This is a genomic window from Nonomuraea glycinis (assembly GCF_014646515.1).
In the GTDB taxonomy this organism is placed as follows: domain Bacteria; phylum Actinomycetota; class Actinomycetes; order Streptosporangiales; family Streptosporangiaceae; genus Nonomuraea; species Nonomuraea glycinis.
Genome location: NZ_BMNK01000010.1, coordinates 208,884 through 228,032, shown reverse-complemented (window position 1 = coordinate 228,032; position 19,149 = coordinate 208,884). Strand labels below are relative to the sequence as shown.

The following is a 19,149-nucleotide window of genomic DNA, read 5'->3' as shown; positions in this document are numbered from 1 at the left end:
GCCCCCGGCCATGGTGACGGGTCAGCCCGCGATGGCGGCGTTCGCCTCCGACAGGAACTTCTGGGCGGCGGCGTCCGGTGTCGCCTTGCCGAACAGGACCTCCTCGGAGTTGCGCTGGAGGATGTCCTCCATCTCCAGCGCGCCCTTCGGCGGGGCCTGGATCGGGCTCAGCTCGCTCTTGACCTCCTCGATGAAGGTCAGCGTCTTCTGGTCGACGGCCGGCAGCTTGTCCTTGACCGCGGCGAGCACCTTGGCGTTGGTGGGCAGGCCGCGGTCGCTCAGCAGGGTGGCGGCCGCGTCGGGGTCGTTGACCAGGAAGTCGATCAGCTTGGCCGCCTCGGCGGGGTGCTCGGACTTGGCCGAGGCGGTGTAGAACATGGCGGGCTGCAGGAACATCCCCCCGGTGGTGGCCCCCTCCGCCTTGGGCATCCGCAGCAGGGTCATCTCCTGACCGGACGACTTGGTCAGGGCGTTGAGCTGGTTGCTCCACCACATGCCCATGGCGCCGGCGTTGGTGCCGAGGAGCGACTGCTCGGGGCCGGTGGAGCCGATCTCCGCGCTCTTGGCGGCGTCCGGCGAGCCCTTGGTCTCGATCAGCTTCTGGTGGATGGCCCACCAGGACTTGACGGTCTCGGCCGACATGCCGATCTTGTTGCCGTCGTAGAACTTCTCGCCGCGCTGGGCGGCGTAGATCTGCAGGAAGGCGGGGTTGAAGTTGTACTCGGCGCCGGTGACGCCGCTGCCGGTGGCCGAGATCTCCTTGGCCAGGCCGGCCCACTGGTCCCAGGTCCAGGAGGTGTCCTCGGGCAGTTCCTTCTTGGCCTTCTCCAGCGCCGCCGGGTTGGCGACCATGGAGAAGGCGTTGACGCCGGTCGGGACGGCGTACTGCTTGCCCTTGATCTGGCCGCTGGCCAGCACCTGCTGGTCGAGGTCGGCGGCGGGCACCTTGCCGGAGAGGTCGGCGAGCGCGCCACGGCCGGCGTACTCGCTGAGGCCGCGGATCTCGATGCTCATCACGTCGGGGGCGTCGTTGGCGGCGACCTTGGTGGCGATCTTCTCGTAGTAGCTGTCCCAGGAGGAGAAGTCGCCTTCGACGTCGATCGTCGGGTTCTTCGCCTCGAACTTCTTGATGACCTCCTCGGTCAGCTTCTGCCGGGCGTCGCTGCCCCAGTAGGCGAAGACGATCGACACCTTGCCGTTCTCGGCCGGGTCGCCGCCGCTGCCGCCGCCACAGGCGCTGGCCGTGGTCATCACGACCACCGACAGCAGGGCGACCGTCCACGTGGTCGTGCGAGAGCTGAACTTCACAGCTCTACCTCCTCTTGGAAGAGTTGCCGGGGGGTGCGGAGGAACTACTTCAAGCCCGTGGTCGCCAGGCCTCTGATCAGGTATTTCTGTCCCGCCAGGAAGAACCCGAAGATCGGGCCCAACGAGACGATCGACATCGCGAACATCGGGCCCCAGGAGGACTCGCCGCTGGAGTCGAGGAACTGGCGCAGCGCGACGGCCACCGTGAGGTTGTCGGAGTTGGTCAGGTAGAGGTTCTGGCTGAAGAAGTCGTTCCAGGTCCAGATGAAGGTGAAGATGCCGGTCGTGGCCAGCGCCGGCATGCACAGCGGCAGGATGACCTGGAGGAACACCCGCCAGTAGCCCGCGCCGTCGATGGCGGCCGCCTCGTCCAGCTCCCTGGGCAGCGTCCGGATGAACTGCACCATCAGGAAGATGAAGAACGCGTCCGTGGCCAGGAACTTGGGCACGATCAGCGGCCAGATCGTGTTGATCCAGTCGAGTTCGGCGAACACGATGTACTGCGGCACGACCGTGACGTGGTGCGGCAGCATGATCGAGCCCAGCATGACGGCGAACCAGATCTTCTTCAGCGGGAAGTCCAGCCGGGCGAAGGCGTAGGCGGCCAGCGAGCAGGCCACCAGGTTCGCCAGGACGGACAGGCCGGTGATGACGGCGGAGTTCCACAGGTAATAGCCGAAGGAGTGCTTGAGCGCCGTCCAGCCCTCGCTGTAGTTGTCCAGCGTCACCGAGCTCGGCCACAGCCCCGGCTCACGGAAGATGAGCTCTTCCGGCTTGAGCGAGCTGGAGATCATCCACAGCAGCGGATAGAGCATGACCAGGCCGAAGCCGATCAGCAGCAGATGCTTGAGCAGGCGGTTCCCGCGCGGCAGGGGCCGGAACAGGAACGGGAGCGGCTTACTTCGTGTCGCCATAGAAGACCCAATACTTCGACGTGAGGAAGCTCACGCCGGTCAGTCCGGCGATGAGGAGCAGCAGGACCCACGCCATGGCGGCCGCGTAGCCCATCTCGTAACTCTTGAAGCCCTTCAGGTAGAGGTAGAGCGTGTAGAAGAGGGTGGAGTCGGCCGGTCCTCCGCCGCCGCCGCTGACGATGAACGACTGGGTGAACGACTGGAACGACTTGATCACTTCGAGGACCAGGTTGAAGAAGATGATCGGCGTCAGCAGCGGCAGCGTGATCGAGCGGAACTGGCGCAGCGTGCCGGCCCCGTCGACCGACGCGGCCTCGTAGAAGCTCTGCGGGATCTGCCGTAACCCGGCCAGGAAGATCACCATGGGCGCGCCGAACGTCCACACGTGCAGGAGGATCAGCGTGCCGAGCGCGGTGTCGGGGTCGGAGACCCAGCCCGGCCCCTCGATGCCGAACAGGGCGAGCACCCCGTTGACGAGGCCGTCCGAGCCGAAGATCTTGCGCCACAGGATGGCGATGGCGACGCTGCCGCCGAGCAGCGAGGGCAAGTAGTAGACGGACCTGTAGAACGACAGCCCGCGCAGCCCGCGGTCCAGCGCCAGGGCCAGGATCAGGGCGAAGATCAGCTGCAGCGGTACGGACACGATCACGTAGATCGTCGTCACGCGGAGCGAGGCGATGAACCGGGTGTCTTCGAGGAACATCTCCCGGTAGTTGCCGAGCCCGACCCACTGAGCCTCTTCCAGCAGGCTGTAGTCGGTGAACGACAGGTACAGCGAGGCCAGGATCGGCCCCACGGTGACCAGGAGGAGGCCGATGAACCACGGCGCGAGGAACACGTAGGCCGCACGGGCCTCTCGCCGTTTGTGAACGTTCACATAGGACATCGGGGGCGGCCTCCGGGGGGTGAGGCGGACGATGTGATCGATTCGGACATGCATCCCTCTTCCAGGTCCAGCCGGGCACGACGGGATGGGATAGCGCATTCCTATAAGGGATACAAATATTCCGTCAACCCTTTGCAGGCGTTACAAACCCGTTACCGATATATCGTCATCCTCATTTCCGCAGGTCACAGCGTCTTTACGGATTGTCACATGTTCTTAACATTTTGAGTCACCCCATCCACCTCTACAACCGGTTGCATCTTCAAGTACAAGATCCGGGCAACGGAAAAGCCGCCCCGATCTGCGCGATCAGGGCGGCTACCGAGCAGGAACGCTCACCAGGAGCCGCCGAGCTCCTTCTGCGTGAAGATGCCGCCGACCCGGTCGTGCAGCGGGTCGGCCAGATCCGGCTCCCCGTGCTCGGCGATGAGCGCCGCGGCACGGGACTCGGAGTCGTCCTGGGAGACGTACCCGATGGCTTCGGCCTCCCGCAGCGACCACCAGCGGCGCGCGTTGTCGGAGACCCCCCAGACGACGTGGAAGCCGGGCGCGGTCAGCGCGGCCTCCACCAGCCGGGTGAGGTCGCCCGGGGAGATCCAGGTGGCCAGGCCGCGGGTGTCGTACGGGCCGTCGTTGCAGGTGCCGAGCCTGATCACGGTCACGTTCATGCCGAACCTGTCGTGGTAGAGGCTGGCCAGCCCCTCCATGACGACCTTGCTCACCCCATAGAAGGTGTCGGGCCGGGGAAAGGCGTGGGCCGGCAGCTCCTCGCCGGCCGGCGGCCGGGTGTGGAAGCCGACCGCGTGATGGCTGCCCATGAGCACCAGGTGCTCGACCCCCGCCTTCCTGGCGGCCTCCAGCAGCACGTGCGTGCCGTCGATGTTGGCCCTGACGATGTCGTCCCACGGATGCTCGCGGCTCTGCCCGCCCAGATGGATCACGGCGTCGACGTCCTTCATCGCCGTCGCCATGGCGGCCTCGTCGGCGAGGTCCGCGACCACCTGCTCCTCGCCTGCCCCGAGCTCCACCGGCTGAAGATCGGACAGGCGCAGGGTCCTGCCTTCGCGGGCGAGAAGAGGGCGGAGCAGAGTGCCGACCTTCCCGGCGGCGCCGGTCATGAGTATGCGCATGGATCTGTTGTACACAAATCTGTATGAGATTCACATTCTTGAATATTGACCGTGATGTGTGCCACTCGTTAACGTTCCAGGAACAACTTCCACGTCCGCGACAGATGTCACATATGTGAACAGGAGGCGGTCTGATGTCACGTAGTGTGCTCGGGGTCGCTATTGCGACGGCCCTGACCGTAACGCTGACAGGCTGCGGCTCCGGGGGCTCAGAGTCCGCTACCGACGATGCACTGGAGATCTGGATCAGGCAGGCACCTGACTCCGACTCCCACAAGACAGCGCAGAAGCTGGCCGACGGCTTCACCAAGGCCAGCGGCATCAAGACCAAGGTAGTCGCTCTGCTCGACGACTTCGAGACGAAGCTGCAGCAGCAGGCCGCTCAGAAAGATCTGCCGGACATCGTCATCAACGACACCGCCCAGATCGGCAACATGCAGACGCAGGGCTGGCTGCGCGAGGTGGACAAGGCCTCGCTCGCCGGCAGCGACAAGGTGTCGGAGACCGCGTGGAAGGCGGCCACGGCGAGCGACGGCAAGACGTGGGGCGCGCCGTTCTCCTCCCAGGCCTTCGCCATCATCGCGCGCAAGGACTGGCGGGAGAAGCTCGGCCTGGAGGTGCCCAAGACCTGGGACGACCTCGCCGCGCTGGCCAAGGCCTTCACCGAGAAGGACCCCGACGGCAACGGCAAGGCCGACTCGGCCGGCCTGCTCATCCCGGCCAGCACCAAGCGTGGCTACGCCTCGTGGTACGCCTCCTCCTTCATCTACGCCAACGGCGGGGACTTCGTCACCTCCAGCGGCACCGGCACCTTCGGCGCCACCATGAACGACACCAAGACGGTCGAGGCCGTCCAGTGGCTCCAGGACCAGTTCTGCGACGCCAAGACGGTCAACCCCGGCGCGGTCAACAACGACACGGCCGTCACCCACGAGGTGTTCGAGAACAACCAGGGCGGTCTCTACCTGACCGGCCCGTACGTGCTCGCCCGGTTCGCCGGCAGCATCGGCACCGACAAGATCGAGGTCTTCCCGGTGCCCAAGGGCCCGTCGGGCGGCCCCGGCACCCTCGGTGAGGGCGAGAACGTCTACCTGATGGCCGGCTCCCAGAACGAGGACGGCCAGAAGAAGTTCGCCGAGTACGCCATCTCCGCCGAGGGCCAGCGGATCGGCATGAACAAGGACGCCAACGGCGCCATCGTCCGCCTCCCGGTCAACACCGAGGTCGACCTGGCCGCCGAGCGGCAGGACCCCCGCTGGCAGGTGTTCCAGGACGCCTACGCGAACGCGGTCTACGCGCCTCCCGTGCCGAACTGGGCGCCGATCCGCCAGAGCTCGGCCGACGCGCTCAACGCCGTCTGGGCCGACTGCGGCAAGGACGTCAAGACCGAGATGGAAGCCGCCAACACCAAGCTGACCCAGGAACTGCAGAACCAAAAGGCATCATGACCCCGACGCTCACGCGGGCGAAGTCCCGGTCGGCGGCCTCCCACCAGAGCCCCAGAATGGCGCGCTGGCGGGGGCCGCTCGTGGCCTGGGCCTTTCTGGCGCCCGCTCTGGTGCTGTTCCTCTACTTCAAGTTCATCCCCATGATCACCGGTCTGGTGATGAGCTTCCAAGAGATCCGGTACATCGACACCACCTGGGTGGGTTTCGACAACTACGCCGCGATCCTCTCCGACGATGCCTTCCTGACGGCCATCTGGCACAGCGCGGTCCTGGCCATCGGCACGACCGTGGGGTCGCTGCTGCTCGGCTTCTGTTTCGCGCTGCTCATCGAGGGTCCGGCCAAGTACCTCTGGTTCATCAGGACCGCGGCCTTCCTGCCGGTCGTGACCACGATGGCGGCCGTGGCCGAGGTGTGGCGGATCATGTACTACCCCGGCGACACCGGGCTGCTCAACACCATCCTCGGCTGGGTCGCCCTCGGCCCGCAGCCCTTCCTGGCCAGCGAGGACACCTCGCTGCTGTCCATCATGGGGATGAGCATCTGGCGCGGCACGCCGTACGACATGATGGTCTTCCTGGCCGGGCTGGTCGGCATCGACCGCACCCTCTACGAGGCGTCCGCCGTTGACGGCGCCTCCGTCTGGCGCCGGTTGCGGCACATCACGCTGCCCGCGTTGCGCCCGGTGTTCTGGATCCTGTTCACCCTCGCCGCCATCCGCGGCCTGCGGGTCTTCGTCGAGGTGTACGTGCTCACCAACGGCGGGCCGAACGGCTCCTCCGAAGTGTTGATGACCTTGATCTACAAGCTCGGATTCCAGTCGGGCGAGCTGGGGATCGCCTCGGCGGGCGGCATCGTGCTGTTCGCGGCCACCCTGGTGCTCACCGTGGGAGTGCAGCTGATGCGCAGGAGGCAGGCGGCGTGAAATTCGACAGCGCCCTAGGGCTTGAGATGCGGCGCGGGCCGCTGGCCGTCCTGTTCAAGATCGTGATCTATGCGGGCATGGTGCTGATCTTCGCCGGCCCGCTGTTCGGGCTGCTGGTCAGCGCCTTCAACAAGACGCTCGACCCGACCTCCTTCTCCTTCTGGCCGGACGAGTTCACGCTGGACAACTTCGTCCAGGCCGGCAACAGGAACGTCTACCTCTACCTGTTCAACTCGTTCGTGGTGGTCGGGTTCGGGCTGCTCCTTCAGGTGCTGGTGAGCGTGTTCGCCGCCTATTCACTGGCACGCAAGAAGTTCAAGGGCATGTCGCTCGTCATGCTGATCATGCTCGCCACCATGATGCTGCCCGAGGAGATCATCGCGATCCCGCTGTCTCTCGTCCTCGCCGACATGCCGCTGCTGAACGTCAACCTCATCGGCACCTACGCGGGCATGATCCTGCCGGTGGGCGCCTGGGGCTTCTCCATCCTGGTCATGACGGAGTTCATGAAGGAGGTGCCGGTCGAGCTGGAGGAGTCCGCGCGCCTCGACGGCGCGGGCGAGCTGCGGACGTTCTTCACGATCATCCTGCCGCTCTGCCGCCCCGCCCTCGGCGTGATCGGCGTCTTCGGCTTCACCATGATCTGGGACCAGTATCTGCTGCCCTTGATCGTGGCCCCCGAGTCGGACATGTGGACGCTGCCCATCGCGCTGCGCTCGCTGCGCGGGGACGAGGAGGTCGGGCTCGGCGTGCTGCTCGCGGCCACGCTGCTGGCGCTGCTGCCGTCGATCATCGCCTTCCTCGCCTTCCAGAAGCAGTTCATGCGCGGCCTCACCAGCGGTGCGGTTAAGGGTTGAGTGTCCATGTATCTGGACGGCATCCAATATGCTGACACATCTAATCCGCAGGGGAGATGGGATGAGCATGGAGCCGCAGCTGGTCAAGTCCGCCGAGCGGACGGTACGCATCCTGGAGACACTGGCCGCCTCCCGCGAGACCTTGACGCTCTCGGAGCTGCAGCAGCGCACCGGGTTCCCGCGCAGCAGCCTGCACGCGCTGATGCGCACCCTGGTGGAGCTGAACTGGGTGGAGACGGACGGCGCGAAGTCGACGTTCGGCATCGGGCCGCACGCGCTGCTGACCGGCACCGCCTATCTGGACAAGGATATGGCGCTGCCGTTCGCCCAGGAAGCGCTGGAGGACCTGCGGGAGGAGACCGGGCACACCGTCCACTTCGCTCGCCGGGACGAGGCGCACGTGCTGTATCTCGCCACGAGGGACTCGCGCGAAGCGCACCACATCATCCCCCGGGTGGGCAGACGTTTACCTGCCCATGTCACCGCCCTCGGCCAGGTGCTGCTGGCGCAGCTCACGGACGACGAGGTCGCGGCCCTGATCCCGAAGCCTCTGGCCCCGATCACCGATCACACGATCACCGACTTCGCCGAACTGACCGGCGAGCTCGACAAGATCAGGGCCAGAGGATGGGCCTACGAGCGCGAGCAGGGCACGCCGGGCGTGGTCTGCGTGGCGGTCGCGGTCGATTACCGGATCCCGGCCACCGACGCGATCAGCTGCTCCATGCCGGTGGGCCTGGCGCCCGCCGACGTGGAACGGGTGACCGATGCGGTGATCAGACATACCCACAAGCTGGGTGCCACTCTCCGCCGGGAGGGCATCCGCTAGAAGGAGGCGTTGATGCGGCTAGATGGTGTTCTCTTCTTTCCTGTTACTCCGTTCGGACCTGATGGCGAGGTGGCCGAGCAGCCACTGATCCAGCATGTCGACCAGGGAGTGTCAGCCGGGGCGGGAGGAGTGTTCACCGCGTGCGGCACGGGCGAGTTCAACGCCCTCGACCTGGACGACTACACCCGGGTCGTGGCGGCTTCCGTCACCGCGACCGCCGGGCGCGTCCCGGTCTTCGCGGGGGCGGGGGGCTCGCTGCCCTTCGCCAAGTCGGTCGCGCGCGCCGCGGCCGCCCATGGGGCCGACGGCCTGCTCCTGATGCCCCCCTACCTGGTCACCGCCCCGCCTGAGGGGCTGATCCGGTATGTGCGCGAGGTGGCGGACGCGGCCGGTCTGCCGGTCATCGTCTACCACCGGGGCAACGCGCGCTTCACCCCCGACTCGACGGCGACGCTCGCGCGGATGCCGGACGTGATCGGGCTGAAGGACGGGCTGGGGGACTTCGACCTGCTGCAGCGCATCATCCTGACGGTGCGGCAGCAGGCTCCCGGCAGCGAGTTCACGTTCTTCAACGGGCTGCCGACCGCGGAGCTGACCGTGGCGGCCTTCCGGGGGATGGGCGTGAGCCTCTACTCCAGCGCCGCGTTCGCGTTCGCGCCGGAGATCGCGCTGGCCTTCTACCGGGCGGTGACGAGCGGCGACGACGCGCTGGCCCAGCGGCTGCTGACCAGCTTCTACCTGCCGCTGGTCCAGCTCCGCGACCTGGTGCCCGGCTACGCCGTCTCGCTCGTCAAGGCGGGGCTCAGGCTGCGCGGCCAGGACGTCGGAGGGGTACGTCCACCGCTGGTCGACGCGTCGGCCGAGCACGTGGCGGAGCTGGAGAAGATCATCGCGGCCGGGCTCGAGATCGTGGGAGCCTGACCGCATGGGGCCGTGCGGAGCGCGTCCGCACGGCCCGTGCCGGCCGGCGGGGCCGTCAGCGGGTCAAGGTGCCGTCGACCCGGCGCGGGACGTTCAGCGGGTTGTCGTCCTTGAGCTCGTCCGGCAGCAGCTGCTCCGGCCAGTCCTGATAGGCCCTGGGCGCGAGCCAGCGGTCGATGGCCGTGGCGCCGACCGAGGTGGTCGTGGACGTCGCGGCGGGCCAGGGTCCGCCGTGGTGCATGGCCCAGGTGACGGCCACGCCCGTGGGCCAGCCGTTCCAGATGAGCCGCCCGGCCCGGGCGCCGAGCGCCTCGGTGATCTCGGCGGCCTCGCCGGGGTCGGTGCCGTGCACGGTGGCGGTCAGCGATCCGTCGAGCCGCTCCAGCACGGGCCGCAGCTCGGCGAGCTCGCGGTAGGTCACCACGATCGACGCCGGGCCGAAGCACTCCTCACCGATGCCCGGCAGCTTGTCGGCGAAGGTCTTCACATCCGTGGTGAACACCTTGGGCGTGACCGCCCACTCCCCCTCCCCCGGCTTGCCCTCGGCCAGCAGCCGCAGCTCACCGAGGCGGCCCACGCCGCCCAGATAGCCGTCCCTGATCCGCTCGGCCAGCATCGGGCCGCCCGTCGTCCCCTCGACGGCCTCGACCAGCGCCGTGCGGAGCTCGTCGTCCTCCGGCACGAACATCAGCCCGGGATTGGTGCAGAACTGCCCCACGCCCATCGTGAGCGAAGTGGCGAACCCGCTCGCCACCGCGGCCTTGGGCGCCGACGGCAGCACCACGACCGGGTTGACGCTGCCCAGCTCGCCGAAGAACGGGATCGGCACCTCCCGCTCGTCGATGAGGCCCTGGATCGCCTTGCCGCCCGCGACGGACCCGGTGAACCCGGCCGCCACCACCCTCGGGTGCTGGACCAGGTCGGCCCCCGCCCGCATGCCCTGCACCAGCCCGAGCAGGTCAGGGTACGGCAGCGCGCGGCGGACGATCTGGGCCACCCGCGCGGAGGTGTGGGGATGGCCCGGGTGCGCCTTGACCACCACGGGGCAGCCCGCGGCGAGCGCGGAGGCGGTGTCGCCACCGGCCACCGAGAAGGCGAACGGGAAGTTGCTCGCCGCGAACACCGCCACCACCCCGGCCAGCGGCTGCTTCATCCGGCGTACGTCCGGCCTGGGCGGGGCGGAGGCGGGATCGGCGTGGTCGACGATCGCCTCCAGGTAGCCGCCGTCCCTGATCACCTGGGCGAAGAGCCGGAACTGCCCGGCCGTCCTGGCCACCTCGCCGCGCAGCCGTACCTCGCCGAGCGCGGTCTCGCGGTCGGCGAGCCGCCACAGCTCGTCGGTCTCGGCGGCCAGCGCGTCCGCGACGGCTTCGAGCGCCTGTGCCCGCTCGGCGGCGGGGGTCGCGCGCCACGCCTCGCCCGCGGCCGCCGCGGCGGAGACGATCATGTCGACCCCGTCGCGATCCGTCTCGGGGAGGGCGTCGCCCACGGTCTCGCCGGTTCTGGGGTCGTATCCGTAGATCATCGAATGGCCCTTCGGAGTCTTGACACTGTCTCAGCTCGATTCTTACAGTTGCCGCATTCTGTCCACAAATCTGACCATTGTTCACATATATGAACGGCGATCACATGATCATTACGCAGATCAACGTCACCCCTGTCGCATTCAAGGACCCGCCTCTGCTGAACGCCGCAGGGGTCCACGAACCATGGGCCCTGCGCACGATCGTCGAGGTGATCACCGATGAGGGCCTGACCGGGCTCGGCGAGACCTACGGCGACCTGGGCCACCTGACCAAGGTACGGGAGTGCGCCGAAGTCCTGATCGGCCTCGACGTGCACGCCACGAACCAGATGTACGCCAGGATCGCCGCCACCGTCGGCGACGCGGTGAGCGACCTGCACGGCCTGACCGGCGCCGCCACCAAGGAGAAGAGCGTCGACCGGGTGTTCTCCCCGTTCGAGGTGGCCAGTCTGGACATCCGCGGCAAGGCGGCCGGCGTGCCCGTGGTCGACCTGCTCGGCGGCCGGGTCCGCGACGCCGTGCCGTACAGCGCCTATCTGTTCTACAAGTGGGCGGGCCACCCCGGCGCCGAGCCCGACAGGTTCGGCGCCGCGCTCGATCCCGAAGGGGTCGTCGAGCAGGCGTCGCTGTTCATCAAGGAATACGGCTTCACCTCGATCAAGCTCAAGGGCGGCGTCTTCGAGCCCGACCAGGAGATCGCCGCCACCCAGGCGCTGCACGAGGCGTTCCCCGGCGTGCCGCTGCGCCTGGACCCGAACGCCGTCTGGAGCGTGGACACCTCCATCCGGGTCGGCCGCGAACTCGACGGCGTGCTGGAGTACCTCGAAGACCCCACTCCCGACATCGCCGGCATGGCCGCCGTCGCCGCCCAGGTCTCCATGCCCCTGGCGACCAACATGTGCGTCGTCACCCCCGAGCACCTGCCCCCCGCCATCGCCGCCCGCGCCATCGGCGTGCTGCTGCTCGACCACCACTACTGGGGCGGCCTGGTGCGCACCGCGCACGTCGCCTCCCTGTGCGAGACCTTCGGCCTGGAGCTGTCCATGCACTCCAACTCGCACCTCGGCATCAGCCTCGCCGCCATGACCCACCTCGCCGCCGCCACCCCCAACCTCACCAGCGCCTGCGACACCCACACCCCCTGGCAGAACGGCCAGGACGTGGTCGCGCCCGGCGCCCTCAGCTTCGTCGACGGCGCCGTCCCCGTGCCCGCCGGCCCCGGCCTCGGCGTCGAACTCGACCGCGACGCACTCGCCGTCATGCACGAGCAGTACCTCACGTGCGGCGTCACCGCCCGCGACGACACGACGTACCTGCGCCGTTTCGAGCCGGCCTTCACCGCTGAGCGGCCCCGCTGGTGAACCTCGTCTACGCCTACCCCTGGGACATCGTCGGCGACTCCGCCGCCCCCGAGCGCCTGGCCGCGCTCGGGGTGGACGCCGTCGCCCTGGCCGCCAGTTACCACTCCACCCGCGCGGCCACCCCGCTGCACCCCGCGCACCGCGTCCTCGACGTGCCGCACTCGGCGTTCTACCTGCCGGTGCGGGCCGAAGCCTGGGGCCGCCTGGTGCCCGCCGCGCCCACCTGGACCACGCCGGACGCCTATCTGCTCGCGAGCGACGCGCTGCGCGCGGCCGGGCTGAAGGTGTACGCGTGGACCGTGCTGACGCACAACGCCCACCTCGGGCAGGCACATCCGGACCTGGTGGTACGCAACGCCTTCGGGGATCGCTACCCGTACGCGCTCTGCCCCGCCTGGGAGGACGTGGCCGACTACTGCGAGCGGTTGGTGCGCGAGGTGCTGACGGCCGGGGAGCCGGACGGGCTGATCCTCGAAGGATGCGGGCCGATGGGGTTCGGGCACCAGAGCGTGCACGAGAAGACCGCGGGCGCCGACTTCGACGCCGGCCTGATGTCACTCTGCTTCTGCACGCGCTGCGCGGACCGGTACCCGGCGGGCACCGGGGAGCGGGTACGAGCGGCCGTCGACACCGGGGAGCCGGTGCGAGCCACCGTCGACAGCCCGGCCGCCGACACCAGGGAGCGAGGGCGAGCCGTCGACGACGGCCCGGCCGCCGACACCGGGGAGCGGGTGCGAGCCACCGTCGACGACGGCCCGGCTGCGCCCGGTGGCACCGGCTCCAGCGTCCTGGAGACCGCTCTCGGGCCGCTCGCCGACGAGGTGCGTGCCGTACGCGTCGAACTGTCGGCGGCCCTGCGCCGACGCCTGACCTCCACGGCCCGGCAGGTGGCGCCGAACCTGCCCATCGCCCTGCACGCCGACCCCGACCCCTGGGCCACCGGCCCGTTCGCCGCACTCCCCGAGGGAGAGCAGGCGGCCGACGTGCTGGTGGGCAACTGCTGGGGCGACCCGGACAAGGACGCCGCCCGGCTGTCCCGCCTCGGCGAGCTGTGCGGCCCAGGTCAGCGGGTCGGCGCGTACGTCCTGGCACTGCCGCCCCGCCCCGCCGACGCCGGGGCCCTCGCCGAGCTCCTCAGCACGTACGTCAAGGCGGGCGCGTCGGAGATCCACCTCTACCACGCGGGCTTGGCGAGCCCACAGCGATGGGCGGCCATGAAAGACGCCCTCCGGATCGCCGGCCGCTAACCCTCCCCCATCCAGCGCAGGTGCGCACCACCGAACGGTTCTTCCCGCCGCTCCACCGCCGCGAGCAGCCACCGCGCGGTCTCCTCAGCCCGAACGATCATGTCCCGCGGGTAGCCGAGCAGCACCTGATGCTCGGCGAACTCGTCCTCGTCATCCAGAAACAGCCGCCCGTCCCGCATCCTGATCACGTCGAGATCCAGATCGAACATGGTCATCTCACCGTCACGCCACTCGGGCACGGTCGTGACGTCGACGTAGATCTCACACGTGTGCGGCAGCGAGTGGAAGGTCGCCGTCCACCAGGCATCGCGCGGGAACAGCATGAGGCAGTCGGTCTGCCAGGTGACCGGCGGCCCCTCCCCCTTGCGCGCGACGGTCCCGCTCGGCACCGCCACCCACACGCCGTGCTCGTCCTCCCCCAGCAGCTTGCCCAGATGGTTCCAGTGCAGCGCTCCGCCGTACTTGCGGTAAACAATCTTCACATTTCCCACGAACGGAACTTACCCGTACCTCCCGCGCCCGTCACCCCGCCCGGCGGAGGCCGCACGCATCCGCGTCCGCTGGAGGGAGGATCTGAGATCACCCGGCTGACGGACGCCCGGCCGGGGGCCGCTCGCCTAACTTTCCTCATGCAACGGAGCACACCAGGTGTTCCGTACGGGAAGAAGGGCTCATCCACATGAGCAAGACGCGTACCACGCTGGACGACATCGCGGCTCTCGGCCCGGAGCTCGATGAGGGGCAGCTTCTTCAGGTGAGCGGCGGCGCCAAGAGCCAGGTCATCACGATCCACGGCAACCACAGCCACACCTCGGGCGACAGCAACTAGCCCCCACGGGGGCGCGACCCAACTCGCGCCCCCACCATCGCCCCCGCCTTCGGGCCCTCACCTTCGGGCCCTCACCTTCGGGCCCTCACCTTCCGGCTCTCACCTTCCGGCTCTCACCTTCGGGGCTCCGCCGTCGCCTTGGCGCCCCCCACCTTGCAGTCCTCGCCTTCGCGCCCTCGTCCGGAGCCACGCTGATGATCCTCGTCCTGACCTCTGACGGAGATGAGCACGCCGACCGGGTCGTGAAATCAGTCACGGCCGCCGGTGCGGACGTCATCGTCTTCGATCCCGCCTCCTTTCCCACCGATGCCACCCTTGAGATCGGCCATTCCGGTGACGGTTCGACCGGCCGGGTGCTCGACCACGGTGGCCGCCGCATCGCCCTCGACGAGCTGACCGCGCTCTGGTACCGCCGGCCGCGTGACCCGGTGGCCCATCCGCAGGTCGCCGGACGCGACTACGTGCAGGAGGAGTGCCGCCTCATGGCCGAAGCGCTCTGGGACAGCCTCGACTGCCTCACGATCCCCGCCGCGCGTCCGGTCATCGACCGCGCGGCAAGCAAGCCGTACCAGCTGGAACTGGCCCGGCAGCTGGGCTTCGAGCTCCCCGCGACGCTGATCACGAACGACCCCGAGAGCTTTCTCGACTTCTACGACCGGCACGAAGGCCGTGTGATCACCAAGCCCGTGCACGGCAACCGACCTGAGCCGGATTTCGGCCGGTTCGCGGCCCCCGTAACCCCCACGGACATCACGTACGCGGGCACCCTGCGCCTCTGCCCGATCATCATCCAGGCGTACGTGCCCAAGCGCGTCGAGCTACGGGTGACCGTGGTCGGAAGCGCGATCTTCGCCGCCGAGATCCACTCCCAGGTGAGCAACCACACAAGGTACGACTGGCGGCACTACGACCCCGGCGCGACGCCCATCCGGCCGCACGAACTGCCCGCAGAAATCTCCCGACGCTGCCTCGAACTGGTCGAACGCCTCGGGCTCACCTACGGCGCGATCGACCTGATCCTCACGCCGGACGACCGCCACGTCTTCCTGGAGATCAACCCGAACGGCCAGTTCCTCTGGATCGAGGACGCGGCCGCGCTGCCCATCAGCGCGGCCATCGGCGAGCTGCTCATGAGCGGAGTCAAGTGATGGCGGACGGGCGCATGCTCGCCGAGGCGGTCGACCTGCTCAGCGCCGGTACGGCCGAGCGAGACCTGGCCAGGTTCCGGGCGGAGCACCCGTCCGTCCGGGTGCGGCTGGTCAGGCAGCGCGAGGAGTACGACGGGTCGCTCCACCACGCCCTGCTCATCAAGAACGGCGACGGCGCCACGATCTCCCTGTCGTGGTGTCAGGACCAGGCGCTGCCTTGGCCACTGCGCGGCGTGCACCGGGCCGCAGAGCATCTGCTGCTCCGGGTGAACGGGGTCGAGACACCGGTGGCCAGGGCCATCGCCTGCCTGGACTTCATATGGGACGAGTCCCGCCCCGCCGACCGCCTCATCAACGACAGCTTGGTACGCGAGGTGCTGGAAGAGGAGTCGGAACCGCTGACCGACGCCGAGCTGCAGACGGCGATGGACGCGTTCCGCCGAGCACGCGGCCTGCTGACCGCAGACGCGGTCCAGGCGTGGCTAAATCGCCACCACATCTCCCATTCCGAACTGGAGGAACTGGTCACCGTCGAAGCCTCCGTAGCCCGTCTCCGCTCGCGAGTGGCCTCAGGAAAGCTCGAGCCCTGGCTAGCCGAGCACGGCCACGAACTCGACATCGCTCGCGTCGCGCGAGTCGAGTTCACCACCGAGGCCGGCCCACGAGCACTCGACGCCGACGGATTCCTCGCCGCTGCGGAACAGGCCTTCGCCGAAGGCACGGCCCGACCGGGCGAGGTATTCGCCACCCTGCGCCGAGGCGAACTGGACAGAGAAACGGCCGACCAGGTATTCGGAGCAGCACCGGGAACAGTCGTCGGCCCCTTCCCCACAGAACACGGCCACCTCCTGATCAAGGTACTAGCCGTGGAACCAGCCATTCCCACTCCCCCCACCCCAGAGCCCACCGCTCCCAACACCCACCCTCCCGACACCACCACGCGCAACACCGCCATTCCCGACACCTCCACTTCAGACACCACCGCGCGCAACACCGCCATTCCCGACACCTCCACTTCAGACACCACCGCGCGCAACACCACCATTCCCGACACCACTGTGCGCACCACCTCTCCCCACACCACCGTGCGCGGTACCACTCCCCACGACACCGCGCGCACCAGCGCTCCTCACACCACCCCTCTCAGTACCTCCGCTTCCGACACCGCCGTGCGCAACACCGCTACTTCGGGCACCACCGTGCACGACGCCGCTACTTCGGGCACCACCGTGCGCAACACCGCTGCTTCGGGCACCGCCGTGCACGACGCCTCTGCTTCCCACGCCCCGGCTATCGACGCCACCGTGCGCGACCTTGTCGAGCGGCAGATCTTCGCCGACTGGATCGAGCGGCGCAGAAGCACGGCCAAGATCGAGTGGTTCTGGGGCACCGCCGACCGGACCGGTGGCCACGGCTCTTCCGGCGCCGCGAATTCGACCGGCATGGCCGAGCGGACCGACACAGCTGAGCGAATCGACATTGCTGAGCGGACCGGCACGTGAGCCAGCTTCCGTACCGGGAAAAGGCGGTCCACCACCACACGACCTCCCGAAGGCACATCGAGCAGCCGTACCGAATCTCCAGGAAACTCCTGATCGGCCTGTGGACCTACGTGGGACTGCTCGCGCTGTCCATGGCGGGCGTAATCCTGATCGGCATCCTGCCTGCCCTCGGGGCGGGCCGATGAGGCGCAAGCGGATACCGGTCATCAGGCAGAGCACGATGACCGACTGCGGCGCGGCCTGCCTGGCGATGGTCCTCGGGCACCACGGACGACGTGCGACTGTACGCGAGGTCAGCGAGCACGTCCAGGTGTCGCGGGACGGACTGAACGCGTCCGCGATCGCGGCGGCCGCCAAGTCGTACGGCCTGCGTGCCAGGGCGTTCTCGCTCGCCCCCGGCCAACTCGGCGCGGTGCCCGGCCCCTTCATCGTGCACTGGGAGTTCAACCACTTCCTCGTCGTCGAACGCTGGCGGCCGGACGTCGTCGAGGTCGTCGATCCCGCCTCCGGTCGGCGCAGGCTCACGGCGGAGGAATTCGACCTCGGGTTCACGGGCGTCGTCCTGGCTTTCGAGCCGGGCCCCGATTTCAGCGTCGAAGGCCCGAAGCTCCGCCCGTGGCGCCGGGAACTGGTCACCGCTCTCCTGATGCGCCACCGCCTCCTGCTGTTCCAGGCCGTGCTCGCCTCCCTGCTGCTGCAAGCGCTCTCCCTCGTCCTGCCGCTGCTGGCCGGGCTCGTCGTCGACGAGATCCTTCCCAGCGAGAACCGCTATCTGCTGCGCATCCTCCTCGTGGGCCTCGGCTTCGTGGTGCTCACCCAGGCGATCCTCACCTTCCTTCGTACGGCCGTGCTGCTCATGCTGCGGGCACGGGCGGACACCGAATTCACGGCCGGTGTGGTCGGACACCTGTTCACGCTCCCCTACCGGTACTTCACTCTCAGAGGCACAAGCGACCTGGTCATGAGCACGCAGAGCGCGGCCAGCCTGCGCGCCATGCTGTCCGGCCAGGTGCTCTCCACCCTGCTCGACGGCCCCCTCGCGGTGGTCCTCGTGACCCTGGTCCTGCTGGGCGATCCTCTGCTCGGCGGCTGCCTGGCGGCCGTGGCGGCCATCCAGGTCGCGTTGCTCCTGGCAACCCGCAGGCGGGTCACAGACCTCACCGGACGCGGCCTGACCGCCGCCGCCACGACCCAGAGCAGACTCATCGAGTCCATCGGCGGCATCGAGACGATCAAGGCATCCAACGCCGAGTGGCGTGCCGTCGAGCGGTGGTCCGGGATGTTCACCGCCCAGATGAACACGGACATGCGCTTGGGCCTGACCCGAGGCGTCCTGGACTCGGCCCTTTCGGGCATCAGGATCCTCGGTCCCGCACTGCTGCTCCTCGTTGGCGCGGCCCAGGTGCTCAACGGTGAGCTGAGCCTGGGCACGATGCTCGCGCTCAACGCGCTGGCCGTGTCCACACTCACCCCGCTGACCTCCCTCCTGACCAGCCTGCAAGAGCTCCAGGAAGCCGGGGCGCACTTCGAAAGGCTGGCCGACATCGTCGAGGCAGAGCCAGAGCGGAAAGGCGGCAAGAAGCCACACCTGCGCGGGGAGGTCGTGCTGCGAAACGTCGGATTCCGCTTCGACCCGCGCTCCCCATGGACGCTCAGGAACATGTCCTTCGCGGTGGGCCCCGGCCAGAAGGTGGCCCTGGTCGGGAGTTCCGGGTCGGGCAAGAGCACGCTGGGGCGGCTCCTGCTCGGCCTGTACCAGCCGGTCGAGGGCGAGATCTGGTACGACGGAACACCCGCCTGGGACGTCGACGTACGCTGGCTGCGCAGCCGCTTCGGCGTGGTCACCCAGGATCCGCATCTGTTCACCGGAACCATCAGGGACAACATCGGCCTGACCGTCCCCGACGCCTCGCTGGAGCAGGTCGTGGCGGCGGCCGGCCTCGCCTGCGTCCACGACGACATCATGGCCATGCCGATGGGATACGAGACGATACTCACCGAAGGCAGCGGCCTGTCCGGCGGCCAGCGGCAGCGGATCGCGCTCGCCCGCGCACTGCTCCCCCAGCCCCGGCTCCTACTGCTCGACGAGGCCACGAGCCACCTGGACACCGCCACCGAGGCAGCGATCGAGCAGAACCTAGCAAGGCAGCCCCAGACCCGCATCGTGATCGCCCACCGCCTGAGCACCGTACGCGACGCCGACCAGATCCTCGTCATCGAGACGGGCCGCATCGTCGAACACGGCACCCACGACAGCCTGATGCGCCACGGCGGCCGATACGCCGCCCTGACCGAGCGCCAATCCATCCGCTGACCAGCCA

Annotated in this window: 18 protein-coding genes; 12 read left to right on the top strand and 6 right to left on the bottom strand. The window is 68.5% G+C overall.

Annotation, left to right across the window (positions count from 1 at the left end; all coding sequences use genetic code 11):
• Positions 1–21: 21 nt before the first annotated feature.
• The 4 genes from IEY87_RS27310 to IEY87_RS27295 form a co-directional block, all read right to left on the bottom strand.
• Positions 22–1,308, bottom strand: coding sequence for an ABC transporter substrate-binding protein (locus IEY87_RS27310; protein WP_225278209.1), 1,287 nt, complete (start codon positions 1,306–1,308; stop codon positions 22–24).
• Positions 1,309–1,352: 44 nt separating this feature from the next.
• Positions 1,353–2,222: a carbohydrate ABC transporter permease gene (locus IEY87_RS27305; protein ID WP_189141637.1), complete on the bottom strand. Its 870-nt coding sequence runs from the start codon at positions 2,220–2,222 to the stop codon at positions 1,353–1,355.
• Complete coding sequence (locus IEY87_RS27300; RefSeq protein ID WP_225278210.1) at positions 2,206–3,108, bottom strand: carbohydrate ABC transporter permease; 903 nt, start codon at positions 3,106–3,108, stop codon at positions 2,206–2,208. The genes IEY87_RS27305 and IEY87_RS27300 overlap by 17 nt, the downstream gene beginning before the upstream one ends.
• A 335-nt stretch (positions 3,109–3,443) precedes the next feature.
• Positions 3,444–4,238 carry an NAD-dependent epimerase/dehydratase family protein gene (locus tag IEY87_RS27295; protein ID WP_225278211.1) on the bottom strand — a complete coding sequence of 265 codons (795 nt, stop codon included), beginning with the start codon at positions 4,236–4,238 and terminating at the stop codon, positions 3,444–3,446.
• A 134-nt stretch (positions 4,239–4,372) separates the two neighbouring features.
• On the opposite strand from IEY87_RS27295, the gene IEY87_RS27290 reads away from it, so the two are divergent.
• The 5 genes from IEY87_RS27290 (at position 4,373) to IEY87_RS27270 (ending at position 9,216) form a co-directional block, all read left to right on the top strand.
• Complete coding sequence (locus IEY87_RS27290) at positions 4,373–5,686, top strand: sugar ABC transporter substrate-binding protein (protein ID WP_189141635.1); 1,314 nt, start codon at positions 4,373–4,375, stop codon at positions 5,684–5,686.
• A complete protein-coding gene (locus IEY87_RS27285) occupies positions 5,683–6,609 on the top strand; it encodes a carbohydrate ABC transporter permease (protein ID WP_189141634.1) in 927 nt (308 codons plus the stop codon). Before IEY87_RS27290 ends, IEY87_RS27285 begins: the two co-directional genes overlap by 4 nt.
• Positions 6,606–7,466: a carbohydrate ABC transporter permease gene (locus IEY87_RS27280; RefSeq protein WP_225278212.1), complete on the top strand. Its 861-nt coding sequence runs from the start codon at positions 6,606–6,608 to the stop codon at positions 7,464–7,466. Before IEY87_RS27285 ends, IEY87_RS27280 begins: the two co-directional genes overlap by 4 nt.
• Positions 7,467–7,527: 61 nt before the next feature.
• Positions 7,528–8,295 (top strand): IclR family transcriptional regulator, encoded by a 768-nt coding sequence (locus tag IEY87_RS27275; RefSeq protein ID WP_225278213.1) that lies wholly within the window; start codon positions 7,528–7,530, stop codon positions 8,293–8,295.
• Positions 8,296–8,307: 12 nt separating this feature from the next.
• Positions 8,308–9,216, top strand: a complete 909-nt coding sequence (locus IEY87_RS27270) for a 5-dehydro-4-deoxyglucarate dehydratase (protein WP_189141633.1) — start codon at positions 8,308–8,310, stop codon at positions 9,214–9,216.
• A gap of 55 nt (positions 9,217–9,271) precedes the next feature.
• On the opposite strand, the gene IEY87_RS27265 is transcribed toward IEY87_RS27270, so the two are convergent.
• Positions 9,272–10,741, bottom strand: coding sequence for an aldehyde dehydrogenase (NADP(+)) (locus tag IEY87_RS27265; protein WP_189141632.1), 1,470 nt, complete (start codon positions 10,739–10,741; stop codon positions 9,272–9,274).
• 89 nt (positions 10,742–10,830) lie between these two features.
• Between IEY87_RS27265 and IEY87_RS27260 the strand changes: the two genes are divergently transcribed.
• Together IEY87_RS27260 and IEY87_RS27255 are read left to right on the top strand one after the other, a co-directional pair.
• A complete protein-coding gene (locus IEY87_RS27260) occupies positions 10,831–12,102 on the top strand; it encodes a glucarate dehydratase family protein (RefSeq protein ID WP_225278214.1) in 1,272 nt (423 codons plus the stop codon).
• A complete protein-coding gene (locus tag IEY87_RS27255; RefSeq protein ID WP_189141631.1) occupies positions 12,099–13,349 on the top strand; it encodes a hypothetical protein in 1,251 nt (416 codons plus the stop codon). Before IEY87_RS27260 ends, IEY87_RS27255 begins: the two co-directional genes overlap by 4 nt.
• Here IEY87_RS27255 and IEY87_RS27250 read toward each other — a convergent pair.
• On the bottom strand, positions 13,346–13,831 hold the full coding sequence (locus IEY87_RS27250; protein ID WP_225278215.1) for a DUF402 domain-containing protein: 486 nt from the start codon (positions 13,829–13,831) through the stop codon (positions 13,346–13,348). The two genes, IEY87_RS27255 and IEY87_RS27250, sit on opposite strands and share 4 nt — an antisense overlap.
• Positions 13,832–14,028: 197 nt before the next feature.
• Here IEY87_RS27250 and IEY87_RS27245 point away from each other — a divergent pair, with 197 nt between their 5' ends.
• The 5 genes from IEY87_RS27245 (at position 14,029) to IEY87_RS27225 (ending at position 19,142) form a co-directional block, all read left to right on the top strand.
• On the top strand, positions 14,029–14,178 hold the full coding sequence (locus tag IEY87_RS27245) for a hypothetical protein (RefSeq protein ID WP_189141629.1): 150 nt from the start codon (positions 14,029–14,031) through the stop codon (positions 14,176–14,178).
• 194 nt (positions 14,179–14,372) lie between these two features.
• The gene (locus tag IEY87_RS27240) at positions 14,373–15,326 is read left to right on the top strand and encodes an MvdC/MvdD family ATP grasp protein (RefSeq protein WP_189141628.1); all 954 of its coding nucleotides are present in this window, start codon (positions 14,373–14,375) and stop codon (positions 15,324–15,326) included.
• Entirely contained in the window at positions 15,326–16,828 is a 1,503-nt protein-coding gene (locus IEY87_RS27235) for a TIGR04500 family putative peptide maturation system protein (protein ID WP_189141627.1), read from the top strand. The genes IEY87_RS27240 and IEY87_RS27235 overlap by 1 nt, the downstream gene beginning before the upstream one ends.
• On the top strand, positions 16,825–17,013 hold the full coding sequence (locus tag IEY87_RS27230; protein ID WP_189141626.1) for a hypothetical protein: 189 nt from the start codon (positions 16,825–16,827) through the stop codon (positions 17,011–17,013). The genes IEY87_RS27235 and IEY87_RS27230 overlap by 4 nt, the downstream gene beginning before the upstream one ends.
• A complete protein-coding gene (locus IEY87_RS27225) occupies positions 17,010–19,142 on the top strand; it encodes a peptidase domain-containing ABC transporter (RefSeq protein WP_189141625.1) in 2,133 nt (710 codons plus the stop codon). Before IEY87_RS27230 ends, IEY87_RS27225 begins: the two co-directional genes overlap by 4 nt.
• The last annotated feature ends 7 nt before the right edge of the window (positions 19,143–19,149 follow it).

Excerpts from the sequence above, each read along its gene's own strand:
- IEY87_RS27275 (WP_225278213.1), top strand. The coding sequence starts at position 7,528 with ATGAGCATGGAGCCGCAGCTGGTCAAGTCCGCCGAGCGGACGGTACGC.
- IEY87_RS27295 (WP_225278211.1), bottom strand. The coding sequence starts at position 4,238 with ATGCGCATACTCATGACCGGCGCCGCCGGGAAGGTCGGCACTCTGCTC.
- IEY87_RS27300 (WP_225278210.1), bottom strand. The coding sequence starts at position 3,108 with ATGTCCTATGTGAACGTTCACAAACGGCGAGAGGCCCGTGCGGCCTAC.
- IEY87_RS27240 (WP_189141628.1), top strand. The coding sequence starts at position 14,373 with ATGATCCTCGTCCTGACCTCTGACGGAGATGAGCACGCCGACCGGGTC.
- IEY87_RS27235 (WP_189141627.1), top strand. The coding sequence starts at position 15,326 with ATGGCGGACGGGCGCATGCTCGCCGAGGCGGTCGACCTGCTCAGCGCC.
- IEY87_RS27305 (WP_189141637.1), bottom strand. The coding sequence starts at position 2,222 with ATGGCGACACGAAGTAAGCCGCTCCCGTTCCTGTTCCGGCCCCTGCCG.
- IEY87_RS27225 (WP_189141625.1), top strand. The coding sequence starts at position 17,010 with ATGAGGCGCAAGCGGATACCGGTCATCAGGCAGAGCACGATGACCGAC.
- IEY87_RS27260 (WP_225278214.1), top strand. The coding sequence starts at position 10,831 with ATGAACGGCGATCACATGATCATTACGCAGATCAACGTCACCCCTGTC.
- IEY87_RS27285 (WP_189141634.1), top strand. The coding sequence starts at position 5,683 with ATGACCCCGACGCTCACGCGGGCGAAGTCCCGGTCGGCGGCCTCCCAC.
- IEY87_RS27265 (WP_189141632.1), bottom strand. The coding sequence starts at position 10,741 with ATGATCTACGGATACGACCCCAGAACCGGCGAGACCGTGGGCGACGCC.
- IEY87_RS27290 (WP_189141635.1), top strand. The coding sequence starts at position 4,373 with ATGTCACGTAGTGTGCTCGGGGTCGCTATTGCGACGGCCCTGACCGTA.
- IEY87_RS27270 (WP_189141633.1), top strand. The coding sequence starts at position 8,308 with ATGCGGCTAGATGGTGTTCTCTTCTTTCCTGTTACTCCGTTCGGACCT.
- IEY87_RS27245 (WP_189141629.1), top strand. The coding sequence starts at position 14,029 with ATGAGCAAGACGCGTACCACGCTGGACGACATCGCGGCTCTCGGCCCG.